This window comes from Paenibacillus sp. RC84 (assembly GCF_041260495.1).
Lineage (GTDB): Bacteria > Bacillota > Bacilli > Paenibacillales > NBRC-103111 > Paenibacillus_F.
Genome location: NZ_JBGBYL010000007.1, coordinates 223,600 through 248,945, shown reverse-complemented (window position 1 = coordinate 248,945; position 25,346 = coordinate 223,600). Strand labels below are relative to the sequence as shown.

The window sequence follows — 25,346 nt, the reverse complement described above, 5'->3', positions numbered from 1 at the left end:
CGTTAAAAGTAAGGAGTAGATGCCCTAGGGCAATCTATTCCTTTTTTTCATAGATTGCGGGTAAATGGCCGCCTCCAAAATGTGATTTTGTCAGAACTTAATCGAATTGATTCTACATGAGGGTTATCTTTTTCTTAAGGTGCCAACGATCACAAATATCATGGTGGACAACTCCGCTCTACCGACTCGCTGTCGGGCAGGCTATCAGGCTCGGCTACTCGGACGTGTTTCTTTCGCGATCCAAGCCTGACTTTGTCGGCTCTCTCTTCGGTTATCTCATTTTCATTCGTTTAATTTCATACGTTTCGGAGTTTTCACTTTATTTTTGGTTCTCTTTGTATGCATAGGGTCAAGAATCCCTTTCATAGATATAGTCGAACCTTCCATTAATCGGAAGTCGATCATTATCTAACTTGGAGGATATGCAGCGATGGCCTTTTTGCAGCGATATGCCGCAAACCAGACAGGCGCCATTACATTTACAGGCAACACACTCGGATTGAGCCGATCCGAAACTGCCGGCGTTCCGGGAACAGTAGACAGCATAGGGGCTTACACAACAACGGACACGACACTTCAGTACGGTACATATCCGGCAGGAACGACAAGCCTATACACCTCCAACAGCTCAGCCGCCGTTCTCACTCTTCCCGCTGGAAGTACGGTATTGTACGCAGAGCTCATCTGGGGCGGCTCCTACCTGGACGGCACGGTCAACAATACCGCTTTTATCAACAATCCCATCACCTTCACCACACCGGCGGGCACATCGAGCGTAACTCAGGATGCCGCTACCGTCTATAACGTGACGTTTGCGGTCTCTCCAAGCTCTGTTCTGGCATACGTCCGCACGGCTAATGTAACGGCGCTGGTCAGTGCCGGAGGCGCGGGAACTTACACGGCCAAAAGTATCGTTGGCACGCTTGCCGTTCCGGACCCCACAGCCAATCACGCCGGCTGGACGCTGGCAGTAGTGTACCAGAACCCGAGTCTTCCCTTCCGGAACCTCTCGCTGGGTGTGGGCGCGGAGATTGTCCAGGCGACTTCGGGGGCCGTCAATGTGGTCATCTCCGGGTTCGCCACTCCGGCGCAAGGGACGTTAAAAGGCCGTGCGTTAATCAGCGCACAGGAAGGAGACGCCAACAAAACCGGGGACCAGGCTCTGTTCGGCCCGACGACATCGAGTCTGACGGCTTTATCGGGGGCCAACAATTTCGCCGCCAACTTTTTCGCGTCCCAAATCAACAAAGATGACGGCACGCTCGATACAACCGGAACGTTCGGTACGCGCAACGCGATAAACGGAGCTCCGGGCACGTTGATCACCGGCGGACGCCAAGGATGGGATATCACCAACGTGGACATATCCACGACGCTGAAAAACGCCCAGACCTCCGCGATTTTACAACTGACGACGTCCGGGGACGGATATATCGTCAATGCGAACGCCATTCAAATCGATATTAACGCTCCCCTCGTCACCGTGACTAAAACCGCAAGCGTGACCGGAGCCGTCATCGGGGATACGGTCACGTTCACCATCGCCGTTAGGAATACCGGATTGGTCGACGCTTCCAACACGGTCTTCACCGATCCGATTCCGGCCGGCTCCGCACTCGTCCCGAACAGTGTGACGGTCAACGGGACCGCTCGCACGGGTACCGATCCTTCGGCCGGCATCCTGCTCGGAACGATAAGCGCGGGCAGTACGACCACCGTGACGTTCCGGGTGACCGTGACCTCCCTTCCAACGCCCGCGCAGCTTTCGAACCAGGCGACTGCCAGTTTCTCGTTTCAGAGTGTTACCGGAGGACCGGTTATTTCGGGGAGCGTTCCCTCTAACACACTTGCCGTCCCGGTCTACCAGCCGGTTATCGGTCTCGTCAAAACGGCCAACACTTCTACCGCGACCGTGGGAGATACGGTTACTTACACCTTGAAGGCTACAAACACGGGGAGTATCCGTGCGGCCGTCACGTTGACCGATCCCATTCCCGCAGGGTCCACATTTGTGACGGGCAGTGTAACCGTCAACGGTACATCCCAGCCGGCCGCAAATCCGGCGACGGGGTTCTCCGTCGGGAACATCGATGCCGGAGGGGGCGTCGTTACCGTCACGTTCCAAACGGTCGTGACGTCTGTCCCCACCGGGGGAAGACTAACCGACCAGGGAACGGCCAGCTACACCTATTCTCCTCCGGACGGGCGGACGCTTTCAGGTTCGGCGGTATCCAACACGCTGTCCATTCCCGTCTCGGCGCCGAACGTTACCGTGGTCAAAACCGCCGGTTCGACGGACGCTGTCGTCGGAGACACCGTGACTTACACCATTACGGCGACGAATAACGGAATTACGGCCGTCACCGGTGTGGTCGTCACCGATCCGATTCCGGCCGGCTCCTCGTTCGTTACCGGCAGCGTAACCGTGAACGGGACGGCGGTTCCAGCCGCAAATCCGGCGACAGGGGTTCCCGTCGCTTCCATTGCAGCGGGCTCTTCAGCAGTGGTCACTTTCCGTGTTAATGTAACATCCGTTCCTTCGCCCGCTCAGCTTGCCAACCAGGCGACTGTCAGCTTTTCGTCCGGCGCTTTTACCGGCTCGTCTTTGTCCAATACGATCACGCTGCCTGTCTACCAAGCGGTCGTTTCAGCGGTGAAAAGCGTCAGTCCCGCAAGCGCAACGGTCGGGGCGACCCTCACTTATACCGTCACTGTAAAAAACTCCGGCAACCTTCCCGTCTCCCTGAACGTGAGTGATCCGATTCCGGCCGGCTCCACGTTTCTTGCCGGCAGTGTTACAGTCAATGGCACGTCTCTGCCGGCGGCGAATCCGGCAGCGGGATTCGCGGCGGGAAGTTTGGCGGCCGGCGCAAGCTCCGTCATCACGTTCCAGACGGTCGTCACTTCCCTGCCCGCCACATCCAGGCTCGTGGATCAGGCAACCGTGTCCTACACGTATCAGCCCCCGGACGGGCGAACGCTCACCGGAAGCGTCTTTTCCAATGAAGTGTCCGTTCCGGTATCGGCGCCGAACGTCACAGCCGTCAAATCCGTTTCCAACACGGCTGCCACTGTCGGAGATGTCATTACGTACACGATTGTCGCCGCCAACGGCAGCAGTGTCCCGGTAACCAGCGTCGTCATAACCGACCCGATACCGGCCGGCACCACATTCAATACCGGCAGCGTTACGGTCAACGGGACCGCTGTCCCGGCGGCCAATCCCGCCGTGGGAGTGCCGGTAGGCGCTATCGCCGCCGGAGCTTCGACGACGCTGAAATTTACGGTTGCCGTTACTTCGCTGCCCTCTCCCGCCACGTTGGTAAACCAGGCAACCGTCAGTTTTACATCCGGTGCTTTTACCGGTTCTTCCGTTTCCAATACGGTATCTGTTCCGGTTTATCAGCCGGTGCTCTCGGCCGTCAAGAGCGCCGATACGGCAAAAGCTACTGTCGGAGACAGTGTGACCTACACGGTGAGCTTGACGAATAGCGGCAACTACAACGCGAGCATTACGCTGACGGACCCGATTCCGGCCGGTTCCTCGTTCGCCCCGAACAGTGTAACGGTTAACGGACTGCCGCTGGCCGGCGCCGATCCGGTTACGGGAATATCCGTCGGAACCGTTTCGCCGGGAACGACATCGACCGTTACTTTTCAGACGGTAGTAAATTCCTTGCCCGCCCCGCCGCAGCTCAGCGATCAAGCCGCCGCCGCGTACACGTATCGTCTTCCGGACGGAAGAACTCTTACCGGTACGGTGTCGTCCAATACGCTTACCATCCCGGTTTCGGCGCCTAACGTGTCGGTTGTCAAAACCGCTTCCGCCACAGATGCGGTAATCGGCGATACGGTGACGTACACGATTGTCGTCACGAACAACGGGATAGAAGCCGTATCGGGTGTCGTGGTGACCGATCCGATTCCGGCGGGCTCTTCGTTCGTAACGGGAAGCGTGAATGTACGGGGAGCGCCTCTGCTTACCGCAAGTCCTGCCGCGGGCATTCCCGTCGGAAGCATTGCGGCAGGCGCTTCCGCGGCCGTAACGTTTGCCGTACAGGTCAATACTCTGCCCTCCCCGCCGCAGCTTAGCAACCAGGCTTCCGCCAGCTTTACCAGCGGAGCGTTTTCCGGAACGGCCGTCTCCGACCTTCTGATTGTACCTGTTTACCAGCCGGTTCTGGCCGCTGTGAAAAGCGCCGACGCCTCGCGTGTCACCGTCGGCGATACCGTTACTTATACCGTCACCGTAACGAATTCGGGTAATCTGGCCGCCCAACTTACCGTGACCGATCCGATCCCGGCCGGTTCATCTTTTATCGCCAATAGTGTGACGGTTGGCGGCGTTCCGGTCCCGGGAGCCAATCCAGCTGCAGGCATCGCCGCGGGTTCCGCGGGTCCGGGAGCGAGCGTGACGGTAACATTCCAGACCGTCGTCAACACGCTTCCCGCACCGCCTGTTTTGACTGATCAGGCCCAGGTTTCATATACCTACCGTCCGCCTGATGGACGCTCGCTGACCGGCTCCGTCTCATCCAATAGTGTTACGCTTCCTGTCTCCCTGCCGAATGTTACGATCGTGAAAAGCCCGTCCGCACCCGATGCGATTCCGGGGGATGTGGTGACCTATACGCTGACGGTTACCAACAGCGGGACGGGAGCCGTGTCGAACGTCGTGGTAACCGATCCGATTCCAGCCGGCTCCGTCTTCGTTGCAGGAAGCGTAAAAGTAAACGGCACCGCCGTTCCGGCCGTTAATCCGGCTAACGGTATCTCTGCTGGGACGATTGCGGCAGGAGCTTCATCGACCATCGTCTTCTCGGTGCAGGTCACGTCGCTGCCTTCCCCGCCGCTGCTTGTAAATCAGGCATCCGTCAGCTACACGAGCGGTTCCTTCAGCGGTTCTGCAGCCTCCAATACGGTCAGTCTTCCTGTCTACCAACCCATCGTCACCGTAAAGAAAAGCGCAAATCTTTCGCAAGGAACCGTAGGCGATCTTGTCACCTTCTCGATCACAGCCTCCAACAGCGGAAATATCGGCGTTACCGCTTCGATTACCGATGCGATTCCGGTCGGCAGTTCGCTTGTGTCCAACAGCGTCGCCCTCAACCAAGTCCCCCTTCCGGGAGCCAATCCCGCCGGCGGCATCGCCGCGGGCACTCTGGCACCCGGTGCTTCAACGACTCTGACATTTCAGGTGGTGATTACTTCCGTGCCTACGCCTCCACAGTTAGTCGACCAGGCCGCCGTGTCGTATACTTATCAGCCTCCGGATGGACGGACGGTTTCCGGCTCCGCTTCGTCCAATACCGTCGTGATCCCGGTTTCCGCTCCTAATGTTGTCATAAGCAAAAGTGCAAGCGCCACGGATGCGGTCGTAGGCGATACGATCGCTTATACGCTTGTCGCGGTGAATAACGGCATTGAAAATGTAACGAACGTGATCGTGACCGACTCAATTCCCGACGGCACAACACTCGTGCCCGGAAGCGTAACAGTCAACAGCGTCCCTGTGCCGGGCGCAAACCCTTCCGCAGGCGTACCGGCGGGTCTGATTGTTCCGGGGGGAGCGGCTGCCGTAACTTTCAGCGTGCTTGTCAACTCCCTGCCGGCCTCCGGACAGCTAGTGAACCGCGGTTCCGTCAGTTTTACAAGCGGCACGCTCTCTTTCTCTTCTTTATCGAACACCGTAATTGTTCCCGTCTATCAATCCATTTTGTCCATAGCCAAAAGCGCAAATACCGTCAACGCAACCGTAGGGGATACGATTACCTACACGCTCGTGCTTGCCAACAGCGGAAACATTGCCGCTTCGACAACTGTGACGGATCTGATTCCAGCCGGTTCCGTCCTGCTCGACAACAGCGTCACCGTCAACGGTTCTCCTCGTGCCGGAGCCGATCCTTCGGCCGGAATTCCCGTCGGTTCCGTCGCGCCCGGCGTTCCCGTGACGGTCATGTTCCAAACGGTCGTTAACTCGGTTCCGGCCTCATCGATCCTTCTCGATCAGGCTTCCGCAAGCTTTGTATTCGTCCCTCCGGACGGACGTTCCGTTACCGGTTCAGCCGTGTCCAACACGCTCGTGATCCCGGTCTCATCTCCCAACGTGACGGTTACGCTTACGACGGCTTCTACGGATGCCGTTCTCGGAGATGTCGTCTCCTACACCATAACGGCGACCAATAACGGCATCGAGAACGTGACCGGTGTTCTCGCCACGGACTCCATACCGGCCGGATCGGTTTTCGTTCCGGGAAGCGTAGTTCTGAACGGTACTCCGCTGCCGTCGGCCAATCCTTCTGTGGGTGTTCCCGTCGGAATCATTGCGCCGGGCGCCTCGGCTGTACTCAGCTTTCAAACCAGCGTAACGTCGCTGCCTTCTCCGCCCGTCCTGTCCAACAAAGCAATCGTCTCCTTTACTTCGGGCGCTTTTACCGGGTCCAGCACGTCGGGAACCGTGCTAGTGCCTGTTTATCAGCCGATTCTAGCGGCCGTTAAAACGGCTAATTTCTCCAACGCTACGGTTGGCGATACGATCGCTTATACGATTGCGGTAACGAACAGCGGAAATATTGCCGCCAGCCTCGTCGTAACCGATCCGATCCCTCCGGGTTCCACTTTCCTGACTAACAGTGTGCTTGTGAACGGACTGCCTCTCCCCGGAGCGGATCCCACGACCGGAATTGCGGCAGGCTCGCTTCTTCCGGGAGCGACGACATTGGTTTCGTTCGAAACCGTTGTCGTTTCCGTCCCGCCGTCTTCAAGACTGAATGATCAGGCCGCGGTCGCGTTTACTTTCCAGCCTCCGGACGGACGCACCATCAGCGAGTCTGTCAGTTCCAATCCCGTAACGATTCCAGTATCCGCGCCGAACGTTACGGTTACGAAAACCGCCGGTTCCACGGATGCCGTCGTCGGCGATACCATCGCCTACACCATCACCGCCACAAACAGCGGCATCGAAAATGTGGCCAACGTCGTTATTTCCGATCCGATCCCGGTCGGCTCGGTTCTTGTCCCGGGCAGTGTAACCCTGAACGGACTGCCTGTTCCTGCGGGTAATCCGGCTGCAGGCATTCCTGCCGGAATTATCGCGCCAGGCGCGTCGGCCGTTCTCCGTTTCCAAGTGACGGTTACTTCTCTGCCTTCTCCGGCCCAGCTCTTGGATCAGGCTACGGTCAGCTTTACTTCCGGCGCTTTTACAGGATCTTCGGTCTCCGAGCCTCTCTCCATTCCCGTATATCAGCCTATTCTCACCTTGGCCAAAAGCGGAAATTCAACTAACGCAACTGTAGGCGACACGATCACCTATTCGATTCTGGTAACCAATTCCGGCAATATCGACGCTGCCGCTACGATCACGGACCCGATTCCCGCCGGCTCCGCCTTCTTTGTGAACAGTGTCGCGGTGAACGGCACATCGTACCCCGGGTCCGATCCGTCCACGGGCATTGCAGTCGGGTCCATTGCGCCCGGAAGTTCCACTCTAGTCACTTTCCAGGTGATTGTCACTTCCGTTCCGGTACCGCCTTCGCTCGTCAACCAAGCTTCCGCCAGCTTTACTTTCGTTCCGCCGGACGGACGTATTATCCGGGAATCCGCCGTCTCCAACGTAGTCTCCATTCCTGTATCGGCACCCGATATCGCGGTCACCAAAACGGCCGGTTCCACGGATGCGGCAGTAGGCGATACGATCACCTACACGATTACCGCTTCGAACGCCGGTATCTCCGGGGTGACTAACGTCGTCGTGACCGATCCCATTCCAACCGGTTCCGCATTGGTCCCCGGGAGCGTGACCTTGAACGGGATCGTTCAGCCCGGCGCTAACCCGGCTGCCGGTATCGCAGTCGGATCTGTAGCGCCCGGCGCGGTAGCGACGGTTTCTTTTCAAGTTACCGTCACCTCCCTGCCGTCTCCTCCCGTCTTGTCCAATCAGGCGAGAGTCAGCTACACATCCGGAGCTTTTTCCGGCAGTTCTCTATCGGACCCGGTAGTCATCGGCGTGTATCAGCCGATACTCAGCGTAACCAAAAGCGCGAACACCGCCAATGCCACGGTGGGCGATACGATCGTCTACACGATCCTCGCGACCAATTCCGGCGATATCGCAGCGGTAACGACGATTTCGGATCCGATTCCGGCCGGTTCGGCATTTATAGCCAACAGTGTGACCGTGAACGGACAGCCGATCCCCGGAGCGGATCCGACCGTAGGGATTGCAGTCGGCCCGATCCCGCCGGCAGGCACGGCCGGAGTGACTTTCCAAGTTGTCGTTACTTCCGTCCCGTCTCCGCCGACACTCGTCGACCAGGCAACCGCCGCCTTCACCTTCCAGCCGCCCGACGGACGGACGCTGAGCGGCACTGCCCTTTCCAACGCCGTCAGCATACCGGTATCGGCTCCGAACGTGACCGTGGCCAAGAGCGCCAGCGCAGCGGACGCCGTATTCGGAGATACGGTGACGTATACCATCACGGCGGCAAACAACGGAATCGAGGCGGTAACCGGTGTTATCGTAACCGATCCGATTCCGGCCGGCTCCGCTTTCGTTCCGGGCAGCGTAACACTGGGCGGAACGCCTCTTCCTTTGGCGCAGCCCGACGCGGGTATCAATGCCGGAACGATCGCAGCGGGGGCAACTGCCACTGTCACCTTCCAGGTTACGGTCACATCGCTGCCTTCACCGCCTGTTCTATCCAACCAGGCTGCCGTAAGCTTCACATCGGGAGTTTTCTCCGGTACTTCTTACTCCGACCCGGTTACGGTACCGATCTATCAGCCGATTCTTCAACTCGTCAAAAGCGCTAATTTCTCCAATGTGACCGTCGGGGACACTCTGACTTATACGATACAGACAACCAACAGCGGAAATATCGCCGCCGCCCTCATCGTATCGGACCCTATTCCCGCAGGATCGCAGTTTATTGAAAACAGCGTCAGCGTAAACGGAATTCCCGTACCGGGCGCTTCACCCGCTGCCGGAATAAACGCCGGTAGTGTTCTCCCGGGAAGTACGGCTTCCGTCATGTTCCAGGTTCTCGTTACATCGGTTCCCAATCCGCAGCAATTGACGGATCAGGCTTCGGCCGCATTTACTTTCCTGCCGCCGGACGGACGCACCGTAAACGGCTCCGCCGTTTCCAACACCTTATCCATTCCGGTATCGGCTCCGAACGTATCTGTCGTGAAGGGAACGACTGCGGCCGATGCCATATTCGGGGATATCGTCACTTACTCTATCGCCGTCACGAACAACGGAATAGCCGCGGTGACCAATACCGTCGTAACGGATCCTATCCCGGCCGGCTCCGCTTTCGTACCGGGCAGCGTCACGGTAGGAGGCACAGCCAGGCCCGGTACGAGTCCGGTTACGGGAATACCTGTGGGCCCCCTTGCGGCAGGCAGTACGACTGTGGTGACTTTCCAAGTCACCGTCCAGTCTCTGCCGACGCCCCCTCAGCTTTACAACCAGGCGTCCGTCGCGTTTACAAGCGGGGCCTTTACGTTCTCTTCCGTGTCGAATCCCGTTGTCGTGCCGATCTTCCAGCCTATTCTTACCGTCGCAAAATCAGGCAGTTCGGACAATGCAACCGTGGGAGACACGGTCACTTATACGATTGTCCTCACGAATACGGGCAATCTTGCAGCGAGCGCATCGGTAACCGATCCGATTCCTCCGGGATCTTCTTTCGTGCCGAACAGTGTCACGCTGAACGGGATACCCTTGCCCGGAACCGATCCGGTTACGGGCATACCAACGGGATCAATTGCCCCGGGCGGGTCCGCTGCCGTTACCTTTCAGGTGCTCGTTACGGCCGTTCCGGCTCCTCCCCTGCTTATCGATCAGGCATCGGCGCAGTTTACTTTCGTTTCTCCGGACGGAAGGACGAATACGGGATCGGGCGCATCGAACACGGTCATTGTTTCGGTATCTAATGTCCCTGTCACAGCGGTCAAGGAGACTGATTTGCGAAGCTCCATCCTCGGCGATACCATCCGGTATACGATCACCGTAACGAACAAGGATGCCGATCTTATCCGGGAAGTCGTGCTCACTGATCCGCTTCCGCAGGGTTCCGCTTTCGTGAAAGGCAGCGTAACCGTGGACGGGATTGCCCAGCCCGCTGCCGATCCGAATACCGGCATTCCCGTCGGACAACTGGCATCCGGAGCCTCGGTCTCCGTTTCCTTCCAGGCGTCCGTTGTATCGCTTCCATCTCCTCCGGAGCTTACGAATCAGGCTGTTGTTTCTTTCGTCAGCGGTGCCGAAGCCGAATCCATTGTATCCAACTCCGTCACCATTCCTGTTCTTCAGCCGGTTCTGACGGTTCAAAAGACGGGCGGAGCAGACAGCGTTGCGGCCGGTGATACCGTTCTATATACGATTACAGCGGCGAACACCGGATCCACCGGCGCATTTACCACTATCACGGATTTACTGCCGCCGGAAACGGTTCTCGTGCCGGACAGCGTTACCGTCAACGGTACCGTGATTCCCGGCGCCGATCCCGCCGCGGGAATCACGGTCGGCACCATTGCCCCGGGTGCGTCGGCGTCGGTCTCCTTCCGCGTGCGGGTTACCGTGATACCGCCGGAAGGCATTCTCGTAAACCAGGCGCTGTCCGCCTACTCGTTCCAGACCCCGGACGGCCGCTCGCATGAAGGCAGCTCTGCTTCGGAACCGGTCGTGATCCCTGTCACGCCGCACTCCGTCAGCCTGCTCAAAAACAGCACGGTAGAAGCTGCCGCAATCGGCGATGTCCTTGCGTTCGGCATAACCGTGACGAATGGAGGGCAGGCCCCCGCTGCCGATATGATCGTCACTGATCTCCTGCCGGAAGGAACGTCTTTCGTGCCGGGAAGTGTGACGGTCGACGGCACCGCTCTTCCGGATGCCCGGCCTCAAGCCGGAATTACCTTGGGGGCCGTTCCGCCGCAGAGCACAGTCCTGATCGGATTCCAGCTGGAAATTACCTCCGTTCCGGCATCGGCCCAGCTCGTCAATACGGCATCGGCAAGCTTCACGTATGCGGGCAATTCCTATACGGTATCCGCCAGTTCCGACGCCGTATTCGTCTACGAGTATGCGATCGAAGCCGTGAAAAGCTCAGTCCAGACCATTGCCACGATCGGCTCCGAAATCGCTTATAACGTGCTGGTGACGAATACCGGAACGATTGCCGTGAGCTCGCTCGTCTTGACCGACCGGCTGCCGGCGGGGACGCAGCTCGATGCGGGCAGTATCCGTATCGACGGACAGCTCCAGCCCGGGGCCAATCTCTCCACAGGATTATCCCTGCCCTCACTCGGGCCTGGCGGTTCTGCGAGTATATCCTACTCGGTGACGGTAACGGAGCAGCCCGATTCCGGCCAAATCGAAAACCAGGCTCGGATTGAAAGCTCGTATATTCTCCCGGACGGTAAAACCTATTCGGACGTGGTTGCATCCAATCTCATCGGTATAAACGTGCAATCCCCAGTGATCATTGCGGAAAAATCGGCATCGCCCGGAATCCGCGTCCTGGGAGATGTCGTCGAATACACCGTAGCGATTCGGAACAGCGGAACACTTGCAGCGGATGTTATCCTGCAAGATCTGCTTCCGTCCGGCTCGGCCTACCTCCCGGATTCCGTGACCGTTAACGGAGAGCCTCGTCCAGGGGCGGACCCGTCCGATCTGGCAATCGGACTTCTGGCTCCCGGCACTGCTGTAACAGCAGCTTTCCGTTTAACCATAACGTCGCTTCCGGCGGAGGGTCTTCTCCGGAACCGGGCTACGGCAACGTTTACGTATCAGCTGCCGGACGAAACAGCCATTTATACCGGCGCAGCCGCATCCAATGAAGTCGTCCTGCCCGTTTTTGCACCGGCTGCGTCGATTGATTTGAATGTTGACAGCCATGAAGCGGCCCCGGGAGATGTACTGACCTATACGGCCGTCATTACGAATACAAGCCGCGCGCCAATCGTTGAAATCTTTACGCAAAATGACCTCCCCGCCGGTCTCGCTTTCGTACCCGGAAGCGTTCGTATTAACGGGATGGCCGCACCTAACGCGGACATAACCGCGGGAATCCCGCTCGGAGAGCTTCAGGAAGGCGCGAGCATTACCGTTCAGTTCGCCGTCGCCGTACTTCCCGCTACGTATGGGTTGATTTCACTTCGGCTGCCTGTCGGGTTCTCTGTCAGGCTCCCGGATGGCCGCCTTATTTCCGGCAGCCAGCAGTCCAATCCGGTTACCGTTCGGATCGTTCAACACGAGGAGTAACAGAACACTGCACGGAAAGACCGTGGAAAGTTCTGCCTGATCGAATCCAAAATCGCTCTTTATCCGGATGAGGCAACCCGAAAACCGGCTGCTTCCATTGATTTCGCTTTAACACCCTCCACCACTGTGGTCAGGGTGTTTTTTTTGCACATAAGCAGTACAGCTAGATCTCCGTCAAACAATACAATTTGTATTTTCATTTTTAGAACACCGTCCATATACGGAAAGAATTTTGATCAAATGGCCTGAAATCGAGGTTCCCAAGTCGTCAAAAAAGCTGCCTTATGTACCAACAGAGGAGGAATTGAAACAATACTATGAAGTCGTTTGGAAAGCCAAGTACGAGTATCCCACTTTTGAAGCCCTGATGTCAGATTATACTTTTTTTTCGCTCGATCACATAATCTAGTGTAAGAAGATTTCCTAGGATGTGATCCCCATTAGTCGACATTTAAAAAGGCCTAATTTTTTGGTGTTCCTAGTCGATGAGGAACGGTACCCGCCTGTTTATGAAAACGCGGAAATCAAAGAATGGCGTGAACAGAATCTTGTCGCTCAAGAACTTTTGAAGTCTCATGGATTGGAATTTCACAGACATTATATAGGAAGCGCAGCGTGCTCACCCAGTCGTGCCACCTTAATGACGGGTCATTATCCGTCTCTTCATGGCGTCACCCAGACAACGGGAATCGCGAAAGAAGCTTTTGACTCGGATATGTTTTGGCTGGATAGAAGCACGGTACCTACGATGGGAGATTATTTTCGCGCAGCCGGGTACCGGACGTACTATAAAGGGAAATGGCACATATCCCATGAAGATATTACTGTACCGGGTACTCACACTAGCCTTCCAAGCTACGATCCATTGACAGGTGTACCGGACAAAAGCCTCGAAGACCTATATTGGAACGCCGATCGCTTAAACGATTTCGGCTTTTCTACTTGGATCGGACCTGAACCTCACGGAAGAAACCCGCGCAATTCGGCTTCATCGGCCGGCATAGGACTAAGCGGCAGAGACGAGATCTACGCTGAGGAAGCGGTCGAACTTATAGAAGCGCTGGACCGATTGAACCGTCATGACAATCCTGCTGAACCCTGGCTGCTCGTAGCTTCCTTTGTGAATCCGCACGATATTGTTTTGTACGGCGCTATTACGGAGCAATTGCCCGAGTTTAAATTTGAAGTGGAACCTATGCCGGAAGTCGCTCCTTCTCCAACTCTAAACGAATCGCTTTTCACCAAACCGCGCTGTCAGGCAAGCTACCGGGATCTGTATCCAAAAGCTTTACAGCCTATTATAGACCCATCGTTCTATCGTAAACTCTACTACCAATTGCAAAAAAATGCCGACCGGCAAATGCTTAAGGTGTTCGATGCCCTCACCCGCTCTTCTTTCTATGACCAAACGATTGTTATATTTACATCTGATCACGGAGAAATGCTTGGCGCTCAGGGCCGTCTTCATCAAAAATTTTATTGTGCCTACGAGGAGATTCTGCATGTACCCTTGCTCATTCATAATAAACATTTGTTTCCGCAACCTACAAGCCTCCATACTCCTACAAGCCATGTGGATCTTCTGCCTACTATGCTTGGACTGGCGAATCTTAATATCGAAGAGATTCAGAACAGCTTGCGAAACACATTCAGCGAAGTTCATCCTTTGGCCGGGCGTGACCTCACTCCCTATCTCTTTGGAGTGAGACCGTCTACAATCGTCGATCAGCCGGTTTATTTCATGACGGACGACGATGTTACCCGAGGCCAGCACCAAATCAGTCCATTGGGGAGGGCCTATTCATCCGTTATTCAGCCTTCCCACATCGAGACTGTCCTCGCACCGTTATACAGAAACGGTAAGAAAGAACTATGGAAGTTCTCCCGCTACTTCGATGATGCTCAATTCTGGAGCCAGCCGGGGATCCAAGACGTGACGCTCCACCCTGTTGGAGAGACTGGTTCTGGCACTCAGAATTCGCATTGGGTCACCACAGTCAAAACCCAACCGGTTCCAGACGAGTATGAACTGTATAACATAACCCTTGATCCAATGGAAACATGCAACCTGGCACATCCCGCATTTGCAACGGACCAGACGAGAACTATTCAACGGCGGATGATGCATCTGCTGGTCGGTCAGCGTCAACAAAAGCGATTATATCCCGTTAAAAGGCATTTCCCTGACCCTCCCACAACCACTTAAACAAATTTTAGAGAAGCCGGTATGGTAGGGCACATTTTGATTTTAGCTTGTACGTAAGCCTGCCAAACCAAAAAGAGTCTAACGCGCTCACGCTCAACTCCCACGCAAGCCTGAATAACCGCATATTCTCTCTGGCTTCAAGGCTTATTCCTTTTAGGTAGCTTGAAAAAGCAAGTTTATTGGTTATCTCCAAACCAGATGTTTTCAATTCCTGTCCGTGTGTCCGTCCAAACGGTTACAAGACGGTCTGTCTGCGGGACAATCGCATTGCCGATGTAGTCTCCGATTACAGGAAGACCCGCAACACTGAACGAAGTCGTCGTAAGGCGAGTGTTTATAAACGTGATTCCACCATCCCTGGATGTAGCGAGAAAAACTTCAAGATCGGGCGGATTGACTCGATTGGTGTAATAGGAAACAAACACGGCTCCGTCCGAAGGGGAAACAGTGATAGCCGGGAAAAAGTTCTGCGATCCGACCGGACTGTCTGCGATCGGCATCGGCGTCTCCCAATTTACACCAAAGTTTGTGGAGATTGAAAGATAGATATCGGAATAACCTTCTCTATAGTCTTGCCATACTGCGTAGATATTTCCCCGCGTCGCCGGAACGTTTGAGATGTCTCCCGACAAGGAAGGATATGTCATGCACCTGAATTGATAGCCGGGTAATGGCGAAGGTAAAACAACGACCGATGCAACCATGGTTTCCATATCAAATGTGGTTTCTCCATCTTGTGAAGTACGGATATTAAATTCACTTATCCCAGGAGGCTGGGTAATCCATCCCACGATGAGAATTCCATTTAATGTAATCGCGATACCGGGAAATTCTTCAAATTCGGTGACTGAAGAGAGAAGCGCTGGGTCCGAGTACGTGGTTCGATGCAGGGGTGGTTCCCGTATTCGTAATGATGCCCGTTGTTAAAGGCATGGAAGCACTCCCTCTCCGTTGGTTTAGCTTAGAATAGGAACAACATGTCCGAATAGCGTGGACAATGTCACGGGACAGTGTGCCATTTTTTTTGCTTTTCTCGAAAAAGGAATTGAATTTTATTCGATAGGATCCGGATTGTAAATCTTCCACGCGGTCGCAATGAATAAATTGTTTAATAATTGACACTTTCATTCTAGTTTCCGACATAAAACGGTGAATACGTGACATACTAAGCAGGAACAACAAGTTTAGGGGGATCGTTTGCTTGCTAATTCATAAAATCGAAACCTTTCCGCTCTTTTATCGTCTTCCCGCGGCATATGGAGATGCCAACGGCATTAAATCATACAGAACCAATTATTTGTTCCGGATTACTACGGATACCGGCGTCGAAGGCTGGGGAGAGTGTGTGGATTGGCTGCCAACCTTGCATAAAGGTTTTCAGGAGCGAATCATTCCTTATTTGATAGGTAAACCGATCGTTGACAGAAGCAAATTGGTTCTGACTTTAAAAAAGTGGCATTCGCGCGCAGCCACAGCTGTTAGTATGGCTTTAACAGAAATTTTAGCCAAATCGAGCGGGTTGTCCGTATGCGACCTATGGGGCGGAAAATATCGGGATAAAGTACCCGTCTATGCCTCGTTTCAGTCCTATTCAGTAGAACCGGATTGGCACAAACATTCACTTGAAGCGATTAATGGAGCGGTTACCGAAGGATTTAATATGATCAAGATAAAAATAGGCGGTAAATCAATCGCTGAGGATCAACGCCATGTTCTGTCCGTACAACATTTGTTGCAAGGAAAGATTAGTTTGGCTCTAGACGCCAATCAAAGTTATGATGTGGCGGCAGCTCTTCAATGGAAGACTATGCTTGAGAAATCGCCCAATCTCCTATGGATGGAAGAACCGCTCCAAATTAAATACATAGCTGAATATATTGTATTAAGAAGCCGGTTCTTTGTTCCCTTGGCCGGAGGCGAGAACATCAAAACGGCATCGGATTTTATTCCCCTGCTCTCCCAGTATGCTCTGGATTATATCACTCCCGATCCCTTGCATATTACAGGGATAGACGAGTACAGGGAGACATTAAGCCTCGCCAGAAAATTTGGCATTCGTGCAACGCCTCATGCCTATGACGGTGCATTAACACGCTTATATGCTTTATTCGCTCAAGCCTGTTTGGAACCATGGAGCAAAATGGAAACGGAAATGATCGAACCCGTGGAATGGGATGTTATGGACAACCCGTTTAACCATTTGATTTCGGTTCAACCTTCAAATGGTGAGATAGCCATTCCATACGGCATCGGAATCGGGATTGAAATCGACCTGGAGATGCTTGCATTTTATCAATGGGACGGAAGCAGTTACGAATAGTTTCCTGCAAGGTGACGTGTTTATAGATGAACAAAAAAACTTCAACCCACTGTAGTGACGTTGAAGTTCTCTCTAGTTTCTTCTGTATGCTGAAATCAGTTTCGATGAAGATAACTTCAGTGAATGGTGATCGTTTCATCAAATCGGCTGCGCCACCCGCATAAACCTTCCCATCCGCTCCAGCACCTTCTCCAAATCGAAGAGTGAGGCTGCATAGGAGCAGCGAATAAAACCCTCTCCGCCGGATCCGAATACATGTCCCGGCACGACCGCCACCTTCGCTTCCTCCAGCAGCCGAAGAGCGAACTGCTGAGATGACATGCCAGTAGAAGCAATTGAAGGGAAGGCATAGAAAGCTCCCTCAGGTTCGTGACAGGTTAGTCCGATTGCATTCAAGCCTGCTACAAACAGCTTGCGGCGTTCATTGTAGCTCGCCATCATCTCATCCTTGGCAGCCAAGCCATGACGCAATGATTCGATTGCGGCGATCTGCGCGATGGTAGGGGCACACATGGCCGTGTACTGGTGGATTTTAAGCATGCCGGCTATTAACTCGCGCGGGCCGCAAGCATAACCTACCCGCCAGCCTGTCATCGCGAACGCTTTGGAAAAGCCGCCGATGACAATTGTGCGCTCCTTCATGCCCGGAAAGGAGGCGATACTGACATGTTTTCTCCCATAAGTCAGTTCGGCATAAACTTCATCCGAAATGACAACCAAATTATGTTTGATAACGAGCTCTACAATTGGCATCCAATCCTGCTCAGTCATAATTGTTCCGGTCGGATTACACGGATAATTGATCATTAAAGCCTTCGAATGAGGCGTAATCGCCGCTTGAAGTGCTTGGGGAGTCAGCTTGAACTGCTCCTGTACCGCAGCCGCTACCTCCACGATTTTACCGCCATGCAGATGGGTAATCGGTTCATAGGCAACATAGCTTGGCGCCGGAATAAGCACCTCATCACCCGGATTAATCACTGCTCGCAGAGCCAGATCGACGGCTTCACTGCTCCCCACTGTCACGAGAATTTCCTGCTCGGGATCATAGGAAAGCGTGAAGCTGTCGGCAAGATAAGCCGACAGCTCCTCCCGCAGCTCCATCGAGCCGGCATTCGAGGTATATTTCGTCTTCCCTTCACGCAATGCTTGAATGCAGGCTTCACGCACCTTTTCCGGTGTAACGAAATCCGGTTCTCCGACTCCAAGGGCGATTGTATCTCCGCCTGCTGCATTCAGATCAAAAAAAGCGCGAATACCCGATGGCCGAATATCCCGTACACGCGAGGATAAAAACTGCCCTGTACCTTCTTCACTAATCATCTTGCACCATCCCCCATTCCTGTTTCCGCTCAAGTAGCGAGCTGTCAATAATGCGGTCCAGCAGCTGTGTAAACGTCATATCTGCAGCTGCTGCGCTCTTCGGAAGCAGGCTATTCTCGGTCATACCCGGTAAGGTGTTTACTTCCAGCACGTAAGGTACACCCTGATACAAAATCATGTCGACTCTTGCATAGACCTTGCACTGCAGCAGCCGGTAGCTGGCAAGCGCCGCTTCACGTACTCGCTGCTGGATAGCTGGAGGTAGCTGGATCACCTTCTCCTCAGCGCCGCCGGGCTCATATTTCGCTTTGTAGTCGAACCACTCCGAATGCGCGGAGCGAATGCCGATAATCGGTAATACCTCGCCGTCCACAATCGAGCAGGTAAGCTCCGTTCCTTTAATATAGGGCTCAATCAAGATCGCCTGATCGAAACTGCAAGCTTTCTGAACAGCCGGCAGCAATTCCTTCTCCTTATGCACAAGTTGGATACCGATGCTGGATCCCCCCATATTCGGCTTCACAATAACCGGGTAACCCAGCCGCTTCACCGCCTGCGTTTCATAATCGTCCATCCCCTGCCAGCAAAGGCCTTCAGGCGTATGCACGCCTACAGTCTTCAGCAGCCTTTTGGATAGCTGCTTATTCATGCATAGGCTGCTTGCCAGGACACCGCTGCCTGTATATGGAATGCCCAGTGTCTCCAGCACTCCCTGCACCGTGCCGTCCTCGCCATACTGGCCGTGAAGCGCCAATAGCGCGAGATCTATGCCTGTCTGTTGAGCCTGTGCGATTAAATCCGCTCGCTGATCGATCACAATTGGAACCACCTCATAGCGGCTGCGATCCAAATGCCGGATCATCTCTTGACCTGTCTGCAGAGAAACCTCTCGTTCAGAGGAAATACCACCCATAATAACGCCGATCTTCATGATGACCCCTCATTCTCTTAAAAATCGTTATGCCTGAAGAAAGCTGCGCGCCTCTTGGCCGATTATCTGAATACCACGCTCGATATTTTCATCCGTCACTCGTGAAAAACCAAGCCGCAATGTATTCGTCCCTTCGCCTTCTTGAATAAAAAACTTGTCTCCCGGCGTAAAAATAACACCCTGTTCTGTGCAAGCTTCTAGCAGTTGGCGTGTATCTACGCTTGACGGGAAGGTAAGAAACAAATGCAAACCCCCGTCGCCAGACAGCTGCGCCTCAGGGAGATGTGCTTCACAGCACGCCTTCGTCAGCTCATATTTGCGCTTATATTCCATTCGCGCTTTTTTTAAATATTTATCGAAATTTCCGTTGAGCAAGTATTGATATAAAATCGATTGATCGATTGTTGATGTATGAATGGTGCGTGCACGCTTAATGCTTTCCAGATTGTTGATCAGCGCGCGGTCTCCAAGCACCCAACCCACTCGCAAGCCAGGGAACAGTACCTTGGAGAGGCTGCCGATATAGATGACTCCGTTCCCTTGCCCTGCTGTCGCTATTAACGGGGCAACATGCGCTCCCGAGTAGCGCAGCTCCTCATTGAATCCATCCTCGATCACCGGAATCTGATAGCGGGTCATTAATTTGATAACGGCGCTGCGCTTCGCCGGCGACATGACGATGCCAGTAGGATTGTGATAGGAAGGAGTCAAATAGGCCAGATCAAAGCTGTTTGTCTGGTTCTGCAATACCTTCTCAAGCTGTTTCACATCAATACCGTCACGCTCCATCGGAATGCCGGTAATTTCAAATCCTTGCAGTTTTAAATTTTTGATCGCTGTATGATGGGTCGGATTTTCACAAATGGCCGCTCCGCGGCGCGCCGAAGGGCGCAGTGCCGACAACACAATGTCGAAGCCTTCTGTAAACCCGCTTGTAATCAACATATCCTTGCCGCTTATATCGATGCCCTTATTCTCCATATAACGTATCAGGTAATCGATCAGCGGCTTATAACCCTTGGCATAGCCGTAGTTGAGCAGCACCTGCCCTTCGATTGCCATCCGATCCATAAAGGCTCGCCTTACATCCCCCAGATCAAACAGCTGCTCATCCGGAGCGATGCTTGTGAAAGAGATGACTCCTTTTTTGGCGCGAATGCCCTGCTTCATCCTATCCAGCTCCACAGCCGATACAGCATACTCGTTCATTCTTGCCTTCCAGTCGATCTGCCAGGCGGCAGAGCCGTCAGCTCCTCCGGTGTCTGCAGTCAAATGCCCTCCCGTAGCGGCCACATAGCTGCCTTTGCCGGGAATCGCATACCTAAATCCGTCATCCTCGAGACCCTCATAGGCTGCAATGACTGTATTGCGGCTCACCTTCAGCAGACCGCTCATTTCTCGTGTGGAGGGCAGCTTCTGATCCGCCTGGAGCGCCCCTTTTATAATTAACCGTTTGATGTATTCTTTCACTTGCAGCGCGACCGGACGGTCACCGACGAGCTTAAAATCCTGGAACATCGTTCATCGCCCCCGTCTATAATGATGGCATAGGAGACGGGAGAAAAAAAGAACCACCGCACTGGATTTTTAATCCTTCGGTGGTTCCTCCGCATTTTATCCCCTATCGTTTGCAAAAGAAACTATGGTTATGATAATGTATCAGTCAATGGAATGTGAATAATTATTCACACTTAATCTTTTAGAGCAATCCATAATCCCGGAGAAACACTAGAGGTGAATGAATGCTAAAAGTAAACCGAGATGACGAACGTCCCATCTGGCAGCAGCTTCTGGACCAAGCGATTCATAATATCACAACCGGAAAATGGCCGCCGGGCGAATTGCTGCTCCCATCCCGCGAACTCGCTCCATTGATTGGCGTTTCCCGTTCAACCATACAGATTGTTTACGAGGAGTTATTCAGCCGCGGGTACACCGTAACCTCTCGTCGCGGCGGGACAAGAGTCAGCGAATGGACATATGCGACTCGTCCTTCAGAGGATGCTGCGACACAAGGACCCGTCCCCCCCGAATTGCCTATATTAAATTCTGCAATCGGTCATTTGCACAGCTGGTTCGGAGACAAAGAAAATCGAAAAGTAGAGATCGATTTCAGTCCCCATGAGCCTTACCTAGATGAACATTTTCAAAAGAAATGGAGGCAATCATTTTTACATGCCTCCACTGAAACAGACCTGGACAGTTGGGCTTACGGCGACTCCTACGGATACCTGCCGCTGCGAGAACAGATTCAACGTTATTTGTCACTTGAACGGGGCGTTCATGTGAATATCGATCAAATCATCTTAACCTCAGGCGCACAACATAGCATCGATTTGATCGCACAAGCCCTTTTACATGAAGGAGATACGGTTTCGGTTGAAGATCCCGGCTTCCCTGCTGCCTGGATGGCGATGAAGTATCGGCGTATGCAAGTTGTACCCGTTCCTGTCGACGAGTACGGGCTGTGCGTTAACCGCATTCACCCTCAATCCAAACTTGTCTTTGTTACGCCATCGCACCAGTGTGCGGTTGGAGTTATTATGTCGGAGCCTCGCAGGCAACAATTGTTACACAGGGCTGCCGGGCAGCGGTTTTGGATTGTTGAGGATGATTACGACAGCGAATTTCGATATCGCGGCGACCCGCTTCCAACCTTGTTCAGCCAGCGACCTCAGAACACGTTGTATATGATGAGTTTTTCCAAAATGGTTGCGCCCGGTATTCGGATCTCGGCCATCATTGGTCCCAAAGAGGCCATTCGTCAGCTTGCCCGGGTCCATGAATTAACCTATCGTCATCTTCCGATTATGGAGCAATTAACGCTTACTCATTTTATCGAACACGGTCATTTCATGCGTCATATGAGACGAGTTCGAAACATATATCGGCGCAGGCACGAAGCCATGACGAAGGCCATCATCACGGCAGGTCTGAGTGAACACTTTACACTAAGTGGCGTAGAAACGGGATTGCATATGCTTCTTGAAGCTAATAAATCATTTGACGAAGAAGCCGTGACGAACTTGGCACTCGAAAAAGGAATCCGTGTTTATCCGCTTAGCACGTATTGTTTGGAAAGCGATCGTAAAGGATGGGTACTTGGTTTCGCTAAAGTAGATGAAGCGGCCATTGAAGAAGGAATTTCTCGTCTGGCGGAAATGCTTGTATCATACAAGCATCCCCGACCCTAATCGTCCCGGTATGCGTTTTCGTTCCAGTAATAGCCATCCGGCAAGTAACGTTGGCCAAATACGCTTGTCCCTAAGCGGATAATAGTAGCTCCTTCTTCTATGGCCACCCGGAAATCACTAGACATGCCCATCGAGAGGATATCCATTTCTACACGCGGAATCTTTTTCTCCTTAATTTGTGACTGAATAAATTTTAATAATCGGAAGCAGTGCCGGGTCTCGTCGTTTGCAGCATTCAGTTTTCCAATCGTCATTAAGCCTTTCACGTTTAACGTGTCGAACTGTGACAATTGCTCCACCAACTCCAGTGCCTCTTCAGGACGAGCACCAAATTTACTTTCTTCGTAGGACGTGTTGATTTGCACAAGAATATCCATCGTCTTGTTCTCTTTGACGAGCTGATTGTGCAGGGCCTGCCCCAATTTCAAACGGTCCACAGAATGAATGAACGTAACATATTTGACAACATCCTTCACTTTATTCGTTTGCAGATGTCCGATAAAATGCCATTCCACTTGATTATATTGCTGCATAAGCGGAAATTTGTCCCGAAGTTCTTGCGCTTTGTTTTCCCCAAAAAGAGCTTCACCCGCTTGTAGGGCCATTTGCAATTTATTAAGCGGTACGGTTTTGGTTGCCAACAACAATTTCACGTCCTCTAACTTGCGCCCCGAGGCTTGGCAAGCCAATTCCATCTGCTGCCTCACGATTTTGAGATTCTCTTCAACCAGATGGCCCATTTCTCTTCCCCTCTTTCCGCCCACGTTTGCGAATGATCACATTTTTAAATTCGATGATTTTGTAGAGACTCTACAGGTACTTGTGCATAAATAAAAACATCTCACACGGTTTTTCCAGGTTTGAACATTTTTTCTTCTTCTACTGCATTTTCTTTCGCGGTGATACGGTATGGGTCAATTCTGTACACCTGAACAGGACCGCCAAATACCGCTGACCGGTATTTATCTATGTGCTGCCGAGGTAACGGCCGATTATAGTAACCAGGCACATACTTATGCATCATTTCTTGCAGCATGTGTGTCGCTTCATCCAGATCGACGATAGGCTGTGCCCTGCCAAAAATCATTACACTCATATATGCAGTGTCCGTTTTGGCCGGCACCGGATCAGTAATAGTTCCATATTCTTCACAAACCGTAAAACAAACCTCCGGATTAGCACCCATCACCTGATTTCTTCTCCCGCCGGTGGCTCCGTGAAAATAAAGCTTCCCATTTGTCCAAACGAAATTGAGCGGAACGACATACGGCAGATGACCATCGACCATACCAAGCTGTCCGATACGAGCTTGCTGCAGAAATGTATCAATCTTTCTCTTGTCCAACACTTCTCTGATCTTGTAACGTACTCCATCCATTGTTATCACTCCTATTGTTTTGCAGTATTGTGAAGTAAGTTTATCAGCCATTGGAATGGATATAAATGTCCATAAATATAGAATTATTGCAATCCATAATTAGCGCAATGCTCTCCTCAAGTTGACGAACAATGTCTAATGAAGAAGAACGTGGGAAGTATACTTCATCTTCTCATATGACGGAAACAAAAAAATACCCATCCGTCATGGATGAGTATTTTGAGGAGGTGCACGTGGACCTCGGAATCAGTAAGTCCGCGAACCTTGTCATATGTACTGATCGGTCTTACGCAACTCCGACGGTTACTTCATATGGGACGGGCTTGTTTTCCGGATGTGAAAAAGGATATCAAATTGTTCCAGCAAAGACGCGTCGAAGTATACCGGCGCGTTCGGGATGAGTTGTCCCCCTAGGCTCAGCAGAGGTCGCTTCTCACCAACCCATTGCTTGGCCGGTCCTTCAAGACGGCGGGCATCTAGCAGAAACATTTCCGGAGAAACTTTTCCAAGCATATAATTGGAGCTGTTCACATCCTGGGGAATTTTTTCCGTTCCGAGCTTCCCGGTTCCGTCAGGTCTGTATTCGCTGTATAGGGTGAAATCGCCCTCCGAAGTGGTGCTTCCCATGACGATATACTGGTCGCCAAGACGCTTTTTTAAAAAATTACCGGAACCGTCCGGATATAATTGTTTGTCGATAATTCCTTTGGCTACGTGGATGTTGTGGCCCCATACCATCGTTTTCCCATCTAACGCCACCCCGGCCCATACCGCATGGTCGGCCAGATATTGCTCGTGCAGCTTAATCATGCTTGGGTAATCTTCAGGAATCAACATGGTCGTGAAATTCCGTATAGCCATCGCTGTTCCTTTCACCCAGATAAGCTCGGTTGCATCTGCCTCTTTGTCTGCCTGTTTGGTCTTCTCTTCGAGCAATCGGACGACTTTCTCCGCGTTAACCTTAAACCGCTCTCTTACCTCGGGAGACAGCTTCATATAATCCTGCAAGCTTCCGGTTGATAACCGAAGCTCTTTGTAGCTAAGCTCCACTTCAGCCAGCATATCGGGATAATGCTTCTTAACATAATCTGTCACTTGTCGATAGACGCCTTGATCCAGCGATTTTAAATCAAGTCCGATAAATTGAATTTTCCTCTTGTTCGAAGGATCGGCATTATACTCTTTCATCCACTCTAACATGGCTACAATTTCATCCGTCGGATACAACAGATTCAAAAATTCTCTTGGATTCCCTTTTCCCGTTTGGATATATTCATTCAGCTTTAAACCGCTCCCCCAATCTTCTTCCATCCCAAAATTCGTAAAACCCAGCTCGGTGACCAAATACTTCACAAGCCGAAACTTCATCGTAAATATTTCGGAGCTTCCGTGAGTACTCTCTCCCAATCCGACATAACGGGCATCTCCGATCATGTTCTTCAGCGGCTGCAAATCATCGAATGGCTGCATCGGGTCAATCGTCTTCAAAGGCTTCGCCTGCGATTTAATGGATGAGATCATATCGTTTTGGACAGGCTCAGTGGATTGGGTAACTACTACCGTTTTAGTCTCCCCTTCTTTTGCGCATCCTCCAACCAGCAGAGCGGCACTGACCACCGTTACCATTCCGCCGTACATCATTTTCTTTTTCATCGTCTCCACCTCATTCAATTAGTTAAGCAAGATAATCCGCAAGTTAATACAATGCGTCAATCGCTTTGAT

The 25,346-nt window shown here is 52.7% G+C and carries 11 protein-coding genes; 4 read left to right on the top strand and 7 right to left on the bottom strand.

The window, feature by feature from the left end; genetic code table 11:
- Window positions 1-430 precede the first annotated feature (430 nt).
- Both ABH899_RS17570 and ABH899_RS17565 read left to right on the top strand, forming a co-directional pair.
- Window positions 431-12,271: a DUF7507 domain-containing protein gene (locus ABH899_RS17570; RefSeq protein ID WP_369998761.1), complete on the top strand. Its 11,841-nt coding sequence runs from the start codon at window positions 431-433 to the stop codon at window positions 12,269-12,271.
- Between the two features lie 430 nt (window positions 12,272-12,701).
- Window positions 12,702-14,477, top strand: coding sequence for a sulfatase family protein (locus ABH899_RS17565; RefSeq protein ID WP_369998758.1), 1,776 nt, complete (start codon window positions 12,702-12,704; stop codon window positions 14,475-14,477).
- Window positions 14,478-14,653: 176 nt separating this feature from the next.
- On the opposite strand, the gene ABH899_RS17560 is transcribed toward ABH899_RS17565, so the two are convergent.
- Window positions 14,654-15,268, bottom strand: coding sequence for a hypothetical protein (locus ABH899_RS17560; protein ID WP_369998755.1), 615 nt, complete (start codon window positions 15,266-15,268; stop codon window positions 14,654-14,656).
- Window positions 15,269-15,678: 410 nt separating this feature from the next.
- Here ABH899_RS17560 and ABH899_RS17555 point away from each other — a divergent pair, with 410 nt between their 5' ends.
- Window positions 15,679-16,797, top strand: a complete 1,119-nt coding sequence (locus ABH899_RS17555; RefSeq protein ID WP_369998752.1) for a mandelate racemase/muconate lactonizing enzyme family protein — start codon at window positions 15,679-15,681, stop codon at window positions 16,795-16,797.
- A gap of 138 nt (window positions 16,798-16,935) precedes the next feature.
- Here the strand turns inward: ABH899_RS17555 and ABH899_RS17550 are convergent, their stop codons facing one another.
- From ABH899_RS17550 to ABH899_RS17540, 3 genes are read right to left on the bottom strand one after another with little or no spacing between them, the layout of a single operon-like run.
- Window positions 16,936-18,120: an aminotransferase class I/II-fold pyridoxal phosphate-dependent enzyme gene (locus ABH899_RS17550; RefSeq protein ID WP_369998749.1), complete on the bottom strand. Its 1,185-nt coding sequence runs from the start codon at window positions 18,118-18,120 to the stop codon at window positions 16,936-16,938.
- Entirely contained in the window at window positions 18,113-19,051 is a 939-nt protein-coding gene (locus ABH899_RS17545; RefSeq protein ID WP_369998746.1) for a D-alanine--D-alanine ligase, read from the bottom strand. Before ABH899_RS17545 ends, ABH899_RS17550 begins: the two co-directional genes overlap by 8 nt.
- Window positions 19,052-19,078: 27 nt before the next feature.
- Window positions 19,079-20,569: an aminotransferase-like domain-containing protein gene (locus ABH899_RS17540; protein ID WP_369998743.1), complete on the bottom strand. Its 1,491-nt coding sequence runs from the start codon at window positions 20,567-20,569 to the stop codon at window positions 19,079-19,081.
- 224 nt (window positions 20,570-20,793) lie between these two features.
- Here ABH899_RS17540 and pdxR point away from each other — a divergent pair, with 224 nt between their 5' ends.
- A complete protein-coding gene (pdxR, locus tag ABH899_RS17535) occupies window positions 20,794-22,245 on the top strand; it encodes a MocR-like pyridoxine biosynthesis transcription factor PdxR (protein ID WP_369998740.1) in 1,452 nt (483 codons plus the stop codon).
- Here pdxR and ABH899_RS17530 read toward each other — a convergent pair.
- From ABH899_RS17530 to ABH899_RS17520, 3 genes are all read right to left on the bottom strand, one after another.
- Window positions 22,242-22,985, bottom strand: a complete 744-nt coding sequence (locus ABH899_RS17530; protein WP_369998738.1) for a YggS family pyridoxal phosphate-dependent enzyme — start codon at window positions 22,983-22,985, stop codon at window positions 22,242-22,244. The two genes, pdxR and ABH899_RS17530, sit on opposite strands and share 4 nt — an antisense overlap.
- Window positions 22,986-23,086: 101 nt before the next feature.
- Window positions 23,087-23,623 carry a pyridoxamine 5'-phosphate oxidase family protein gene (locus ABH899_RS17525; RefSeq protein WP_369998735.1) on the bottom strand — a complete coding sequence of 179 codons (537 nt, stop codon included), beginning with the start codon at window positions 23,621-23,623 and terminating at the stop codon, window positions 23,087-23,089.
- Window positions 23,624-23,926: 303 nt separating this feature from the next.
- Complete coding sequence (locus tag ABH899_RS17520) at window positions 23,927-25,249, bottom strand: erythromycin esterase family protein (protein ID WP_369999051.1); 1,323 nt, start codon at window positions 25,247-25,249, stop codon at window positions 23,927-23,929.
- Between the last annotated feature and the right edge of the window lie 97 nt (window positions 25,250-25,346).